This window comes from Vibrio sp. MED222, from assembly GCF_000153005.1.
GTDB classification, from domain to species: Bacteria; Pseudomonadota; Gammaproteobacteria; order Enterobacterales; family Vibrionaceae; genus Vibrio; species Vibrio tasmaniensis_A.
Genome location: NZ_CH902606.1, coordinates 848,992 through 864,089 on the forward strand (window position 1 = coordinate 848,992; position 15,098 = coordinate 864,089).

A 15,098-nucleotide genomic window follows, 5' to 3' on the forward strand; every position below is an offset into this window, starting at 1 on the left:
TATTTTTACCTAGCTCAATATAAGAATAGGACATTAACAGGAGTTATTGATCAAATTGAATATGAACAAATGACATTATGAGCTAATCATAGGGAATTGGCGTCAGTCGTTATCCACATACAGGATTTAAAGAGGAAGGTCTATTTTAAACAAGTGAAAGGATAAGGTTATGCCTCTAGATGACCGCAAGTCACTGCTCTAGAAACCAATAAACACCAAAGTTAAGTCAAATTTGTGAGATCTAATCGTTTGCGTCACTAACTTTCTGTACTCAAACTCAGCTTATTCAAAAGTCGAACAAGAAAACTCGCTGAATACCTTATCTGTCGTTTACTTTTTAAGTGTAACTAGTGCTAATGATCACATCTTTAATGATCGCAATTCCCTTTATTACACATTATGTTTTGATCTGAGTATTTTTTGGCGAAAATTAAGTACTACAGACTGTTAAAGTCAATAGCCTTTCTTGACACTAAAATCTTGATTTATGACCAATTAAAAGCCAATTTTCAGACAATTAATCTGCATTTATTTTTCCTAGCAGAATAACTCGTCGTACCTTACAATCCTGCCACATAAAAATTACAAATTACACACAAGGCATATCAAGCAAATTTAAGTGGCGTTAAAGACCACCAAAGCTTAGATAGCTCAACTCCCCCATGCACTCATGGCTACCCTACATTCGCTATGATTGCAGACATTAACGTGAAAGGTCCCGAGTAAAGATGAGTCCCGAAAAGCACCTCCTAGACTGGCAAACTAGTCAAACTATTGCTGAATCAATCGCTCCTACTTTAGGTCAGTTGTATCGCCAAAAAGGCGTTGAAGTTATCCTCTTCGGTAAAACACTGGTTAACGCAACAACTATCGACATCATCAAAGCTCACCGCATCGCAAAACGTTACACAGGTTCTCCGCTTACCGCAGAACAGACTCAACCCATCATTCAACACCTTCTCTCTATGGACTTATCTCCATGTCGTATCGATGTTGGTCGCCTTGCTCATACATTCTGGCAAGATCGCGAAGACACACACGGGTTGGATGATTTCCTACAAACTGCACTTTTAGAATCGCTTGAAGGCGAGGCGATGACAGAACCTCGCGATGTTGTATTGTACGGTTTTGGTCGTATTGGCCGCTTGCTTACTCGTCTATTGATCGAGAAAAGTGGCCCAGGTTACCCACTGCGTTTACGTGCAATTGTTGTTCGTGGCGGCAAAGATGGTGACTTAGAAAAACGTGCAAGCTTGCTACGTCGTGACTCTGTTCATGGCCAATTCAACGGCAGCATTGTTGTAGACCAAGAACGTAAAGCGATCATCGTTAACGGTAACTTCATCCAAGTTATCTACGCAAACAAGCCAGCAGAAGTGGATTACACATCTTACGGTATCGAGAATGCACTTGTGGTTGATAACACAGGTGTGTGGCGTGACGCTGAAGGCCTAAGCCAACACGTTGCGTGTAATGGCGCAAAGAAGGTTCTACTGACTGCGCCAGGCAAAGGTGAAATCAAGAACGTTGTATTTGGTGTAAACCAAAATGACATTCAACCAGAAGACACAATCATCTCTGCTGCAAGCTGTACAACCAACGCGATTACGCCAGTATTAAAAGCGGTTCACGACAAGTTTGGTGTCCTATCAGGTCACATCGAAACGGTTCACTCATTTACCAATGACCAAAACCTAATCGATAACTTCCACTCAGGTGATCGTCGTGGTCGTGCTGCTTCATTGAATATGGTACTGACATCGACTGGTGCTGCTAAAGCGGTATCAAAAGCGATGCCAGAAATGGAAGGTAAGCTAACAGGTAATGCGATTCGCGTACCTACGCCAAACGTTTCAATGGCAGTAGCAAACCTAAACCTTGAGAAAGGCACAAACAAAGAAGAGTTGAACGAATACCTGCGTGAAATGGCGCTATCTTCAACTTTATCTGCACAGATTGATTACACCGACTCAACCGAGATTGTATCTACCGATTTGGTTGGTTCTCGCCACCCAGGTGTGGTTGACGGTGTTGCAACTATCGCGCAAGACAACCGCGCTGTTCTTTACATTTGGTACGACAACGAGTTTGGCTACAGCTGCCAAGTTGTTCACTGTATGGAACAGATGATGGGTGTTCGTTACAAGACATACCCTGAAGTTTAAACGACTTCGATCTTGTAACTAACTCAGCGCAAACGGCTCCACAACATAATAATTATATCTGCGAAGTCTATTATGGGCTTCGCAACCCTTCTTGTTTTACTCCCCCGTATAAACAGGAAGGTTGCCACTTAGATCTGCTCTCTCTATCTGATCTAAGTGGCCTTTTTACATCTGGTACTTTAATTTTGGTCTCTATTATGCCAACTTTGTTTTTACCGTTCTAACAAAACTCGACTTCACATCTGCTACAGCTCAACCTCAACATCTGACTGAATCGTACTCGAACACGCAAGGACATAACCTTGCTCAATCTGTTCTGGCGTCAATGTTTCTTGGCTGCTTGATTCCACTGAACCTTTGGTTACTTTGCACTTGCAAGAACCACAAATCCCACTGCGACAAGCAATAATAATCGGAACTCCAGCTTTCTCTAATGAATCAGCCAGTGGTGTACCCGCTTCCGCTTCTACTTCTGCGCCAAATGCAGGAACAAACACCTTAACGGCACCATTTGAATCTGCAGACGCTTCCGCTTGTGACTCTTCTGAAGCTGTATTGCTATTGGCTAGTGAATCCGTGTTTGGGTTCGCTGGCGTGAAACTTTCTTGATAGAAATTTTCCATGTTGAATTCTAGTTCTTTCAGGTAGCTTTCTATGTTTTGCATAAAGCCAACTGGGCCGCACAGATAAACAGTTCGGTCTAAAATATCTGGGCTTAGTTTTACTAACCAATTCTTATCTAATCGACCTTGAGGAGCTAATGTTCCTTCACTGTCTTTTAGCAGCAATTTAAGATTGAAGTTGCTGTGCGCCTCATCTAATTGATGCAGTTCTTGAAAGTAAATGGTCTCACGCTTATTGCGTGCCATGTGGACGAAGTCGATCTCAATATCACTGCCTTGAGCCAACCAATACTTTGCCATCGCCATCACAGGAGTGATACCGCAACCCGCACTCACTAGCGTCACTTTTTTGGTCGTCGTTGGCATGCAATCAATACAGTTAAACGCACCAGCAGGCTTCAATACAGAAACCTCATCACCTTCATCAAGTTCATCAACAATAAAGTTCGAAACCAAACCACCTTCCACACGCTTTACCGTCAGTTTCAGGCGGTTATCTTCAGGACAAGACGCTACAGAATAAGCACGGTAATCGGTTTTCGCCGGCATATACAAACCCAGAGTAATAAATTGCCCTGGCTTAAAGTTGAAATGTAAGTCTTGTGGAACGCTGCCAAGCTCAAAGCTGACCGTATCTGGCGTCTCGTGCCATTTCTTTAAACACACTAAATTGATTGAATCGCTATCCGACCATGCATACATAGTTCGTGTACCTTGCTAATGACTAAAGATTTAAATCGAAAAAGCCCCGCCGTTGTCTGTTTTAGAAAAACGTCACAACAACGGGGCTTAGAGTTGGCTTAAATTAAGCCGCTAAGATTGTTTTAAGATCTTGCTCTGGCGTTGAGATAGAACGCATATCGAACTCGTCTTGCATAATCTTTAATAGGTTTTCTGTTAGGAAAGCTGGCGCTGTTGGGCCCGTGTAAATACCTTTCACACCAAGAGCGAACAGGGTAAGCAGGATAACGATCGCTTTTTGCTCGAACCAAGATAGAACCAGCGTTAACGGAAGTTCGTTGATACCACAATCAAACTCTTGAGACAGTGCGATAGCAAGCTGAATCGCTGAGTAAGCATCGTTACATTGGCCAACATCTAACAGACGTGGGATACCGTTAATGTCGCCGAATTGGTTTTTGTTGAAACGGAATTTACCACATGCCAATGTCAGGATTACTGAATCTTCTGGCGCTTGAGCTGTGAAGTCTGTGTAGTAGCTACGTTCAGATTTGTCACCGTCACAACCACCCACTAGGAAGAAGTGTTTGATGTTGCCTTCTTTCACTTGCTCAACAACCGCAGGTGCCGCTTCCATCAGTGCGTTACGACCAAAGCCGACAGTGATCATCTGCTCGATCTCGTCGTGTTTGAAACCTTCTTGCGCCAGTGCACAGTCAATTACTGCGCTGAAATCATCGCCTTCAAGGTGATCAACACCCGGCCAGCCCACGATGCTGCGTGTAAATAGACGGTCTGCGTAAGAACCTACATCAGGGTTAAGCAGGCAGTTAGACGTCATTACAATTGCGCCAGGGAAGTTAGCGAATTCTTTTTGCTGGTTCTGCCAAGCGCTACCGTAGTTACCCGCAAGGTGTGGGTACTTGTTTAGCTCTGGGTAACCGTGTGCTGGTAGCATCTCACCGTTAGTGTAAACGTTGATGCCCTTGCCTTCGGTTTGTTGAAGGATCTTTTCTAGATCATGCAAGTCGTGACCAGAAACAAGAATACAGTGTCCTTTCTTAGTTTTCACGTTCACGGTTGTTGGTTGAGGGTGACCAAATGTATCTGTCTCACCTTTATCCAGCATTTCCATGACTTTGTAGTTCATCAAGCCAATCTGCATAGACGTATCTAGCAGTTGTTTTAGGTCAGATGGATCTGTACCTAAGAACGCCATGATTTCGTGGTACTCAGCAAAAATAGCATTGTCAGTTTGACCAAGAACACGAGCGTGCTCCATGTAGGCTGCCGCACCTTTTAAGCCGTATAGGCAAAGAAGACGAAGGCCAATCACATCTTCGTGTTGAGAGTCGTGACCACGGTTTACAGCAGCTTGAGGCGCAAGTGCCAATAGCTCTGAAGAATCTGTTGGAAGATCGAACTGTGCTGCTGCAGAAAGTTCTGGAATTTCAAAACCAATCAATGTTGCTGCTGCACGAACTTTTTGCTCTAAACGCTGCTTGAATTCATGAGACTGTTGTGCGAATTCGATAATACGAGCAGGGTCGAAGTTAACGTTAGTCAGTGTTGCGAAGAACGCTTTTGGCGCCCACTCATCAACTTCTGTATCAATAACATCGCAAGCGCGACCTAGGCTTGCCCAAAAAGAAACGCCTTGAAGAGAATGCACCAACACGTCTTGAAGGTCGGATACTTCCGAGGTTTTTCCACACATGCCTTGTGCGAAAGAACAGCCTTTTACGGTTGGGGTTTGAATTGTTTGTTCACATTGAATACAAAACATATAAGGGGCTCCAGTAATTTTTTATTAGCTGTAAGTACTTTGCTTACAGTGACTTATTCCACCCCCCTATAGAGCATCAAGCGTGCCAACTTTTAAGTCGTTGATTTTATGGAACTTACTGTTATCCCGTGATTTTAGTGCGTGATTATGACTACATATAAACTCTAAATCCACACACGACTGTGTCATAGTGACTCTCTGGTATTTATTAACGGTGTTCATGTTTCGTTCAGAATAGAAGCGATATAGTAACAACATAGAGAAAAGAGGAATGAATATGAAAAATATATTAGTTACGATTGTTGCGTTGTTTACTGGCCTATTGGCGTTATTCACGAGCTTGATTCTTGCTATCCCTTTAGCTATTGCAGCTTTAATCACTGGCAAGCGCATTCAGAATCAAATGAAAAAACAGGGTTTCGCAGCTCACATGAACACACGTCAATCATCTACCAGTGATGCCGGTGTTATTGAAGGTGAATACGAAGACCTTTCAAGCAGAAAGTAATCTAAACTTCAGTTTCAGACATAGTAAAAGAACAACAGAGACAACATCAAAAAATGCATAGAAATACTATTCTAACGCTGCTCGCCTTAACGACTTTAAGTCTCGTTGGTTGTTCCAACGAGACATCGATACCTGCTTACGAAACATCTCCAAACTTGCCTGAATATCAGCAAGACAGCTTTGATGCCTACGTCAATGAAACTCAAGATTGGTTATTGAAAAACCGTGTATTCATGACCAAAGACAAGCAGCTAGAGATTCGACTCAATTCACCCACCGAATACAAACCTGCGGCACCTAACGGTAAGGCAGTTTTATTGGTACATGGTTTAGGTGATTCTCCGTACTCATTTAAAGACATCGCAACGCACTTAGCAGAACAAGGCTACCTAGTGAGAACGGTATTGCTACCGGGCCACGGCAGTCGTGTCGGTGACTTAATGCAACCAAGCTTAGAAGATTGGCAAGGTGTTGTAGCTCATCATACGAAGCTATTGGAGCAAGAGTATGATTCTGTGTGGCTTGGCGGTTATTCAACAGGTGCGAACCTTGTGACTTCACAGGCGATGAACGATCCTAAGATCTCTGGGTTACTGTTGTTCTCTCCTGCGTTTCAACCGAGCTCTTCTGCAGTTCAATATGCGGAGCTAGCAAGCTATTTTGTCACTTGGGCGGATCAAGATCCTGAAGACAATGTACTTCGCTATAACTCACTGCCAATGAATGGTGCTTCGGTTTACTACCAAACCTCAGAAGTGGTTCGTGAGGGCCTTCAAGACAAACACTTTGATAAGCCCGTGTTTATTATGATGAGTGAAGGCGACAGTGTCATTGATACCCACTTCGTTCAGCAGGCATTTACGGAATCCATGCCAAACCCAAATAACGTGTTGATTTGGCAAGGGGAAACCACACTTGACGATCCTCGCGCTGTTCAATACAGCATGAAGATCCCAGAGCAACGTATTTCGAACGGCTCTCATATGGGTTTACTGTTCTCGCCAAGCAATCCTTACTACGGGATCAATGGTAGCGAGAAGATCTGCTCCAATGGTCAAGAGGAAGGTTTTGAAGCACAGTGCAACGCGACAAGTGAAGTGTGGTACTCAGCGTGGGGATATCGTGAAGAAGGTAAAAACCATGCGCGTTTGACCTACAACCCGTACTTTTCAGATTCCATGGAAAAGCTCGATGCGGTGCTGAATTCAGAAGGCTAACAAGCTCAAGTCTTTCGAAACCAATCCATAGAAGTCAAAAAGGCTCACTAGATAACGTCTAGTGAGCCTTTTTAATGGATATCGTTTCTTACCAATATATGGACTACCGCTATATCGTCCACACCACGCGCACAGCGAGCAGAATCAACACCACGCCTGATAATCGATCGATCAACTGCGCTTTTGCTCGAATGCGCTCTACGATCAACGGGCTAGAGAGCACCAAAGTGATAAAGGTATACCAAAGGCCATCAACAATCAGCGGCGTTGAGACAATAATCACTTGATTGCTCAGTTCATTACCTAACGCCACAAATTGGCTAAATAGAGCGATAAAGAACAGAGCGATCTTAGGGCTCAAGATAGAGATCAAGAAAGCTTCGCGAGCAGACTGCATGTAGCTCATCTGTTCACCCGCTTCCAATTTCGCGGCAACTCCACCTTTCGAACGCAACGCGTTTACACCGAGATAGAGCAGATACGCGGCACCCGCTAAACTGATCCCTTTGAACAACATTGGTGATTGCTCAAGCACAACGGCTAAACCGACAATGGTTGCGAACGCGTAGATACCTATACCCGCAGCGTGTGACCAAGCTGCGATAAGTCCGTTCATACGGCCACCAGCCAAACTGTGCTTAGCGATCATCGCCAAGCTTGGGCCCGGAGACATTGCACCCAATAAGCAAATCGCTAATAAAGAAAACCAAATTGTTACTGTCATCATTCCATTCCTAGTAAAACAAAGCGTTCCAGCTGAACACTCTACAATTAATACTCAATACTTAGCGCTTACAATAAGCCGCAGTAGGTATTATTTGAAATCAAAGATTATCATCACTGGTATGATTTGAAATCATACTTATATTGTAACTCGACTTTTGGATGGCTTTAAACGCTTTCTCTCGAGCCCATTTATGGGCAGAGTCGTTGTCATACTTAGGATGCCACATCAGCCAATAGGTATGCATTTCTGTCTCAAACGGCAGCGAAAAGTAAGCGACATCGAGATGTCGACCCAAGTTGTAAGCAATATGCTCCGGCACAATCATCAAGTAGTCGTCTTGCATTAACACGTTTCCCGCCGATGAAAAGAACGGTACCTGCAATGCGATTCTGCGTTTATGTCCCTGTTTCTTTAACGCAATATCCGAATAGCTGTCTTTGTCTCCCCCACCCGTGACTTTGATATGTGAGTAATTCACGATGTCTTCCGAGCTTATGGCTGATTGCTTAGCCAGCGGATGAGAGGCTCTCATCAAACACACGGACTTATCCTCTCCGAGCTTGATACTTGAGACATGATCTGGCTTTTTGGGGAACATACTCGACGCCAAGTGAATACCTGATTCATTAAGCGTTTCAAGGAAGTTAGGCTGCCACAAACGATAAGCCAAGTTGATATGGGGCGCGTCCTTCGACACCTCGGACACAATAATGGGCAAGATATACTGAGCAACATAATCACTCGAAGCCAACACCAATTCACCTTGCCAGTCTTGTGGATCAAATGGCTTATCATCTAAGAGGTGGTCAAACTCGCCCAGCAAGTCATCGAGCTTGCCTTTAAGCAACAAAGCACGGTTGGTTGGCACCAGTTTGTTCCCATCACGAACCAGAAGAGGATCACCACATAGATCTCTAAGCTGAGCCAGTTGACGGCTAACCGCCGACTGCGTGATGTGCAGACGCTGAGCGGCTCGGCTTACATGGCACTCTTCAAGAAGCACATGCAGCGACCGCAGTAAATTTAAATTGATATTACCTAACATCAGCAACCTTAGAGTGAATAAGAATAGAGCGAGTAAGAATAAGTTGAGTAAGTACGGAAAAATGACGACACAGTGAAGGTAAGCAGCACTCACTCAAGACATATTAAAAGACGAAGTTTGCTTGTTGAAGAATTCCGTTAAGACAGTATGAGTCATAAGATGTCGAAGTTCAGGATAGCCTTGCAGCTGGTCACGAATTTGGTTCAAACGCTCCATGCTTTCAACTTCAACATAAAGCATCATGTCGGTCTCACCGCTAATAGAGTGACACCACTGCACACCATTAATGGCGTAGATATTTTTAGCGTAAGACTCACAATTATGGTTACTGCTCGACATGTCAAACTTCAAAGAGATATAAGCGCCAACGTTCTTCGGTAAATCAGGCTCGGTCACCTGTGCACAATATCCTGTGATGATCTTATCGTTTTCCAGCTTCTTGATTCTGGCGTTCACTGCAGAGCGAGACAGGCTGACATCTCTTGCGATATCGCTCACTGAGCATCGAGCGTTAATTTTTAGAATATCTAAAATTTGGCGATCAAATTTATCCATGCTTCTGATTCTTTCCATTTATTGTTCTATTTATAACGCCTAATTTGACACAACTTTCTAACTTATAACAGCCATTATGACAGCCGACACTTTCACGCTTAATCAAATTAATACCGTTAAATTGACGGTGTCTTAAGACGTTTCGCTAGCTGTATTATTGATGTCGACAATGTATGCTTTCAATCTCAGCCTCACAAGACTGCACCATAAAACCGATATCAAAGCCAATAGCAAGGACAGCGAATGACGCAACTCAAACAAGAAATCACGCTTATTTCAGGAATTGGACAACTCTCTACGACCTTGCTTGGCACAGGATTGTTTATGATCCCAGCTATCGCGGCAGGCATTGCAGGGCAGTTATCGCTACTAGCATGGTTAATCCTGTTTATCGCTATTTGCCCGATTGCACTAACCTTCGCAGCATTAGGGAAACGCTACCCCAATGCAGGAGGCACGGCCTATTTTGTACGCCAAGCATTCAGCGAGCGATTAGAAACCAGTGTGGCTTGGTTGTTTGTGAGTGTTATTCCTGTCGGTATTCCAGCGGCGATTGCATTGGCAGGTGGCTTTGCTCAACAGCTGTTACCAGCACCACTCGACACACCATTAGGTGCTCAATCCTTTACCGTCGCTTTGCTTATTGCCGTCAATTTGATGGGCAGTAAATCTTCAGGCCGCTTGCAAACCGTAATTGCCTTATCGATTTTTGCTTTAGTCAGCGCCTTTGTTTGGAAAGCCGACATCACTGCTGCTGACATCGCAGTTCCGACTATGACATCCGATTCAATGTGGTCTATTGGTGCTGCACTGGCGGTTATGTTTTGGTGCTTTGTAGGAATCGAAGCCTTTGCTCACATGGGAGAGGAATTTAAGAATCCACAGCGTGACTTCCCCATCGCCATCATTGCCGGGTGTTTCGTCGCAGGCTTAGTGTACTGGGCTTGTTCAGTGGTTATTATCAAGCTAGGCGCTTATGGTTCACCAGAATTTGATGCTGCCTCTATCCCATGGGTGACAGAGCAATTGTTTGGCAATGGCTTTAAAGCCGTTATCAGTGTACTTGGCTTCTTTGCTTGTTTTGCTAGCCTAAACCTTTACACCCAAAGCTTGTCTCGCATGATTTGGGCTCAAGCTCGCCAACACACTCCGACCAGTAAAATGGCGCAGCTCAACAGCCGTGGCGTACCACTTTATCCAACCTTAGCAATTGGCTTTATTGCGCTTATCTCGTGTGTAATCGGCGAGCTGTCTAATTTGGATCTCGAATTCTTTCTTAAACTCGCCAACGGTATTTTCGTACTGGTTTATCTGCTTGCGATGTTAGCGGCTTGCCGATTATTGACTGGCGCATCTAGATACATTGCCATGCTCTCACTGGTGATCTGTACCTTGGTGTTTATCTGCCTAAGCTGGTCGATGCTCTATGCTGTGACTGTTTTTGTGACATTGTCACTCCCTTGGCGGAAGTGGCTAGGCAAAGGTAAACCCACTGTCTCTATCGACAAGTTGTAACTCGATTAGTGATGAATCAGAAAATTGTAAACAAGCCCTACCAATATTACTGATAAAAAAGCCGAGCGATCTGTTTGATCTTCGGCTTTATGTCAGCCAGTCGGATATTACCAAACCCCAGCACTGCACCACTCCAATCACGAGCATCACTTGATCCATATTCATAAAAGTCAAAAGGACGAATGATGATATTTTCAAACTCTGCTCTACGGCTCCACTCATGTTCAGATATCCCTTGATACCACTTCACTGTCACATGTAGCCCAGCAGCCTGACTGATCACTTCAAGATCGCCATGAAACTCACTTTTAATCGCTTCTATCATCGCTTCATGCTTGAGTTTGTATGAACGACGCATCTTTCTAATATGGCGCAATAAATCGCCTTCACGTACAAAGTCCGCCAGCGCTTCTTGTGTATGTGAGGCCGTGTCTCCAGTGAGCGCATCTTTAATCTCAAGACACTTCGCCACCAGACTTTCTGGCACCACTAAATAACCTAGTCGCAAGCCATTGAACATCACCTTACTCAGGGATCCGACATAGATGATGCGATCATCGAACCCTAACTTTCCCGCTAACCCTTGCATGCTGGTATAAGGGCGATGAGCAAACTGAAACTCACTGTCGTAATCATCCTCAATGATCCATGACTGATGTTGATTGGCCCAATCGATCAGTTTAAGTCGTTGCTCGGTATTCAAGGTCGTGCCCATTGGGTATTGGTTACTCGGCGTGACATACAGAGCCTTGGCGTTACTGGACAGCACTTTTTCAATATCTAACCCAACCTTTTCACGCACACTCACACCGTCTAGCTCTAGCCTCAACAGATCGATGATTTTATGCACTTGTCGATAGCCGGGCTCTTCCACAAGGATTTTGTCCCCCATAGCTAACGTCGCCATCAAACCAATTGAGATGGCTTGCTGCGCACCTGCGGTGATGATGATTCTATCGGTACTGCAGTGAACCGAGCGACTACTCGCAAGATACCCGCTCAATGCTTCCCTCAAGGCCAAGCTTCCCTGAACCTCTTGATTTCCCGCTATGTTCTGACGTGTAGAGTGACGTTGCAGCAGCCTCTGCCATTTCGCAAAAGGGAACGCATCTAAGTCAGGAACTCCGGGGGCAAAGCTGCGGTTAATGTCGTTAGGTGTCGCTATGTTTGCAGCCGGTTTACTGACTGTTTGTTTAACCTTCGGATCCTGAACACTGTTTGGCTGAGACAAACTTAGAAAGTGCTCTGGTTGTTCAACCGAGACATAAAACCCTGAGCCTTGCTTACTCTCGATATAGCCTTCGGTGACCAGTTGTTCGTACGCATAAATCACCGTATTTCGACTTACCGACAGTTCTACGGCCAACTTACGCGTTGAGGGTAACTTACTGCCCTTACTCCATAAATCTTGAACAATCTTTTCTCTGATCGCATGAAACAAGGCGGTTTGACGCGTGTCATGTTGCTCGTCTAACTGTAGGTCACCGACATCAATAGGCTGCATAACTGGATCCAAATAGTGTTTAAAAGTGGCTCTATTTAATAAACCAGTTAATCGCTACATTAATCAAAAGGCAATGATTAAGGAGCGATTATGTTATCTAGCACGAAAAGAACCACGATTAAAAAAGGGGCTCACAAAGCCGTATTTGAACAAGAGAAACTTCATCAAATCATAGATGAGAGCTTAATCGCACACATTGCATTGCAAGGCGAACATGGACCAATGGTTATTCCAATGCTCGCGTGGCGAGTGGATGATATGGTCTACATCCATGGTGCTAAAAACAGCCGCTTGTTGAAAGGCTTAAAAAAAGGAGAGCCAACCTGTTTAACGTTCACTTTGTTCGATGGTTGGGTGTTAGCTCGTTCGGCATTTCACCACAGTGCGCATTATCGTTCTGCAGTGGTGTTGGGGTCATTTTCAATCATCGATGACAACCAAGAAAAAGATCGCTTATTGAACATCTTCATTGAGCAAATCGCGCCGGGAAGAACCGACGAAGTCAGGCTCAGTAATGAGAAAGAGCTCACCGCCACCGAGCTATTGGCGATCCCTTTAACAGAAGCCTCCGTGAAGATAGGTAAACATGGAGTGAATGATGATAAAGCTGATATGGATATCCCGGTATGGGCTGGCGTATTACCTTATCGAACGGTCGTTGGGCCATTAGAAACCGTTCCAGAGCAAGAAGGCATCATTGAAACACCAGATTACCAACAAGCCTATGGTGAGCGCTGGTATCAGAATTGATACGCAAAGATGGTCAACTTAATAAAATTGCATACAATCTGAGCTACAAAAGATTCAACATAGCAAAAGAATGTAATCAGACGATGAGAACGAATAAGGATATTCTACCATTTGAAGGCTTGCTCAATGGCATTGGGCAAGTCTATTTCACACCGTCTGTTATGACGTCGCTTCTGCTATTGTTTGCCATTTCTATTGAGTCACTTGCGCTGGCTTTTCTTACCTTGTTTGGCGCCAGTTGCAGCTATGGATTTGCCTTACTGACCAATAAACCGTCTCATGATATTGAGAATGGCATGTATGCACTAAATGGCGCACTGATTGCTTTGTTCATCGGGAATTTTTTTGAAGTAAATGGGTGGCTGATTTTAGTAGTAGCCCTCGGCTCGCTCATTACCGTACCCATCGCCAAGATCGTGTTTAGCTTTAAGAAGTATCGCGGTTACACAAGTGCCTTTATCCTCACCTCTTGGCTGATTTATACTATCCAATCAACCTTGGGGCTATCGGCGTTTTCGGCACCTGACTCCGCACTGAGGCCACTAATCAGTCTTGAGGTAGACTCGTGGTTCAGCTTACCAACACCGGTGCTACCGTTATTGAAAGGGATCAGCCAAGTCAGCTTTATCGATAATGCACTATCGGGTCTAGTCATCTTGGTTGCCATCGCACTCAACAATATCAAGCATGCGCTATGGGTAGTACTCGCAGTGTTAATCAGCACTGTTTTTAGCCACATGATTGGCGCTTCTGGCGCGCTAATTGAGCAAGGTCTTTACGGGTACAACGCCACTCTTGCCACTCTAGCACTTGTGTTCTATCCGCGAATTCCTTGGCCGTTGATCCTATTAGGCATGCTGTTGAGCTGTCTAATCACACTTGGTTTTCATGAACTGTCACTGCTACCACTCACCGCGCCTTTTGTCCTTAGTACTTGGATAACCGTTTACCTATCCACTCATTTTAAAAAGCTAGATGAAGACTAATGACGATCAGTATTGACTCTCAAAACGCTCAATATACTGCTTAGGCGTCAAACCTCGATGTTTCTTAAACATCCGATTAAAGCTCGCGACGTTGGTATAACCTAACCTCTTTGAGACCTCTTCCACTGGCACTGAATACATCAACAACTCCACGGCCACGTTACTTAATGCATACCCCATAATGGTAGAAAAATTGATGCCCGATTTATGCAAACGGCGTTGAAACTGCTGCTCAGAGAGCCCTAATAAACTGGAAACCTTGTGAAGGGTTGGTAAACCAAAGTGGCGACTGTAGTTGATCATCTCATAGGTGACCTTATGTTCATCACCAGCATCTGGCATGTTTAGATAGTTATCCAAGTCATGAAAGTTCATCGCCAGATTTGCTTTACTGTTCGATAGTGATTGATTGATAGATAACCTCGATTCACTCGGGATCCAAACCTCTGTGCGAGGCTGTCCCCATTGAATCGTACAGCCGAAATATTCATGGTAGAGGTCAACATTCTCTCGACGACCTGCTATTGAAACCGCAACGGGTTTAAAGTCATCACCCAAATATCGACGTAAAATCTTCATAATGAAAACCGCGACTCTTATTGAGTCATGCACTTTACCCGTTTCTGAGTAAGCAGGATTGTCGTAGCACCATTTAATCATTGTCCCTACCTGTGCACCGTATAAGAACGCACCAGACTGTAAACAGTGCAGGCCAATGTTCACTCGGCGGATCGTAGAAGCAAGATCATGTCCAGAAAAAAACCAGTTGGTTAACGGGCCTAATTTTTCAATATCCACTCGGTCAGACAGTTTCAGAATAATATCTGGATCATTAGTTTGCTGTTCAAGAAACCCATACCATTTATCGACTTCATTGACCGGAATAAGATTCATTGAGTTAGTAAATACAGACTTCGGAATACCTAAACGCTCCGTATTAACCACAGGGTTTGTGACAGCGTGTTGATAAATACCCAAAATCCCTAACGCTCTTAAGAAGTTACAATTGTTCATTAGTCGCTAACCCTTAGAAAGG

13 protein-coding genes are annotated in these 15,098 nt (G+C 44.3%); 6 read left to right on the top strand and 7 right to left on the bottom strand.

Annotated elements, in window-relative coordinates; genetic code table 11:
• Positions 1–728 precede the first annotated feature (728 nt).
• Entirely contained in the window at positions 729–2,165 is a 1,437-nt protein-coding gene (locus MED222_RS17855) for a glyceraldehyde-3-phosphate dehydrogenase (protein WP_009845680.1), read from the top strand.
• 245 nt (positions 2,166–2,410) lie between these two features.
• On the opposite strand, the gene MED222_RS17850 is transcribed toward MED222_RS17855, so the two are convergent.
• Positions 2,411–3,490: a hybrid-cluster NAD(P)-dependent oxidoreductase gene (locus MED222_RS17850; protein ID WP_009845681.1), complete on the bottom strand. Its 1,080-nt coding sequence runs from the start codon at positions 3,488–3,490 to the stop codon at positions 2,411–2,413.
• 103 nt (positions 3,491–3,593) lie between these two features.
• A complete protein-coding gene (gene hcp / locus MED222_RS17845) occupies positions 3,594–5,255 on the bottom strand; it encodes a hydroxylamine reductase (RefSeq protein WP_009845682.1) in 1,662 nt (553 codons plus the stop codon).
• A gap of 277 nt (positions 5,256–5,532) precedes the next feature.
• Between hcp and MED222_RS17840 the strand changes: the two genes are divergently transcribed.
• Together MED222_RS17840 and MED222_RS17835 are read left to right on the top strand one after the other, a co-directional pair.
• Positions 5,533–5,763 (top strand): hypothetical protein, encoded by a 231-nt coding sequence (locus tag MED222_RS17840; RefSeq protein WP_009845683.1) that lies wholly within the window; start codon positions 5,533–5,535, stop codon positions 5,761–5,763.
• Positions 5,764–5,816: 53 nt separating this feature from the next.
• Positions 5,817–6,980, top strand: a complete 1,164-nt coding sequence (locus MED222_RS17835; protein ID WP_009845684.1) for an alpha/beta hydrolase — start codon at positions 5,817–5,819, stop codon at positions 6,978–6,980.
• Positions 6,981–7,089: 109 nt separating this feature from the next.
• Here the strand turns inward: MED222_RS17835 and MED222_RS17830 are convergent, their stop codons facing one another.
• The 3 genes from MED222_RS17830 to MED222_RS17820 form a co-directional block, all read right to left on the bottom strand.
• Positions 7,090–7,704: a LysE family translocator gene (locus tag MED222_RS17830; RefSeq protein ID WP_009845685.1), complete on the bottom strand. Its 615-nt coding sequence runs from the start codon at positions 7,702–7,704 to the stop codon at positions 7,090–7,092.
• A 100-nt stretch (positions 7,705–7,804) separates the two neighbouring features.
• Positions 7,805–8,752 (bottom strand): LysR family transcriptional regulator, encoded by a 948-nt coding sequence (locus MED222_RS17825; protein WP_009845686.1) that lies wholly within the window; start codon positions 8,750–8,752, stop codon positions 7,805–7,807.
• A gap of 93 nt (positions 8,753–8,845) precedes the next feature.
• Entirely contained in the window at positions 8,846–9,307 is a 462-nt protein-coding gene (locus tag MED222_RS17820) for an Lrp/AsnC family transcriptional regulator (RefSeq protein WP_009845687.1), read from the bottom strand.
• 243 nt (positions 9,308–9,550) lie between these two features.
• Here MED222_RS17820 and yjeH point away from each other — a divergent pair, with 243 nt between their 5' ends.
• A complete protein-coding gene (gene yjeH / locus MED222_RS17815; protein ID WP_009845688.1) occupies positions 9,551–10,822 on the top strand; it encodes an L-methionine/branched-chain amino acid transporter in 1,272 nt (423 codons plus the stop codon).
• A gap of 46 nt (positions 10,823–10,868) precedes the next feature.
• On the opposite strand, the gene pdxR is transcribed toward yjeH, so the two are convergent.
• Positions 10,869–12,326, bottom strand: a complete 1,458-nt coding sequence (gene pdxR, locus MED222_RS17810; protein ID WP_009845689.1) for a MocR-like pyridoxine biosynthesis transcription factor PdxR — start codon at positions 12,324–12,326, stop codon at positions 10,869–10,871.
• Between the two features lie 90 nt (positions 12,327–12,416).
• On the opposite strand from pdxR, the gene MED222_RS17805 reads away from it, so the two are divergent.
• Both MED222_RS17805 and MED222_RS17800 read left to right on the top strand, forming a co-directional pair.
• On the top strand, positions 12,417–13,076 hold the full coding sequence (locus MED222_RS17805; protein WP_009845690.1) for a pyridoxamine 5'-phosphate oxidase family protein: 660 nt from the start codon (positions 12,417–12,419) through the stop codon (positions 13,074–13,076).
• 83 nt (positions 13,077–13,159) lie between these two features.
• Entirely contained in the window at positions 13,160–14,062 is a 903-nt protein-coding gene (locus tag MED222_RS17800; RefSeq protein ID WP_009845691.1) for an urea transporter, read from the top strand.
• Positions 14,063–14,068: 6 nt separating this feature from the next.
• Here the strand turns inward: MED222_RS17800 and MED222_RS17795 are convergent, their stop codons facing one another.
• A complete protein-coding gene (locus tag MED222_RS17795; protein ID WP_009845692.1) occupies positions 14,069–15,076 on the bottom strand; it encodes an AraC family transcriptional regulator in 1,008 nt (335 codons plus the stop codon).
• Between the last annotated feature and the right edge of the window lie 22 nt (positions 15,077–15,098).

Excerpts from the sequence above, each read along its gene's own strand:
- MED222_RS17835 (WP_009845684.1), top strand. The coding sequence starts at position 5,817 with ATGCATAGAAATACTATTCTAACGCTGCTCGCCTTAACGACTTTAAGT.
- MED222_RS17850 (WP_009845681.1), bottom strand. The coding sequence starts at position 3,490 with ATGTATGCATGGTCGGATAGCGATTCAATCAATTTAGTGTGTTTAAAG.
- MED222_RS17820 (WP_009845687.1), bottom strand. The coding sequence starts at position 9,307 with ATGGATAAATTTGATCGCCAAATTTTAGATATTCTAAAAATTAACGCT.
- MED222_RS17855 (WP_009845680.1), top strand. The coding sequence starts at position 729 with ATGAGTCCCGAAAAGCACCTCCTAGACTGGCAAACTAGTCAAACTATT.
- MED222_RS17825 (WP_009845686.1), bottom strand. The coding sequence starts at position 8,752 with ATGTTAGGTAATATCAATTTAAATTTACTGCGGTCGCTGCATGTGCTT.
- yjeH (WP_009845688.1), top strand. The coding sequence starts at position 9,551 with ATGACGCAACTCAAACAAGAAATCACGCTTATTTCAGGAATTGGACAA.
- MED222_RS17805 (WP_009845690.1), top strand. The coding sequence starts at position 12,417 with ATGTTATCTAGCACGAAAAGAACCACGATTAAAAAAGGGGCTCACAAA.
- MED222_RS17800 (WP_009845691.1), top strand. The coding sequence starts at position 13,160 with ATGAGAACGAATAAGGATATTCTACCATTTGAAGGCTTGCTCAATGGC.
- MED222_RS17830 (WP_009845685.1), bottom strand. The coding sequence starts at position 7,704 with ATGACAGTAACAATTTGGTTTTCTTTATTAGCGATTTGCTTATTGGGT.
- pdxR (WP_009845689.1), bottom strand. The coding sequence starts at position 12,326 with ATGCAGCCTATTGATGTCGGTGACCTACAGTTAGACGAGCAACATGAC.
- MED222_RS17795 (WP_009845692.1), bottom strand. The coding sequence starts at position 15,076 with ATGAACAATTGTAACTTCTTAAGAGCGTTAGGGATTTTGGGTATTTAT.
- hcp (WP_009845682.1), bottom strand. The coding sequence starts at position 5,255 with ATGTTTTGTATTCAATGTGAACAAACAATTCAAACCCCAACCGTAAAA.
- MED222_RS17840 (WP_009845683.1), top strand. The coding sequence starts at position 5,533 with ATGAAAAATATATTAGTTACGATTGTTGCGTTGTTTACTGGCCTATTG.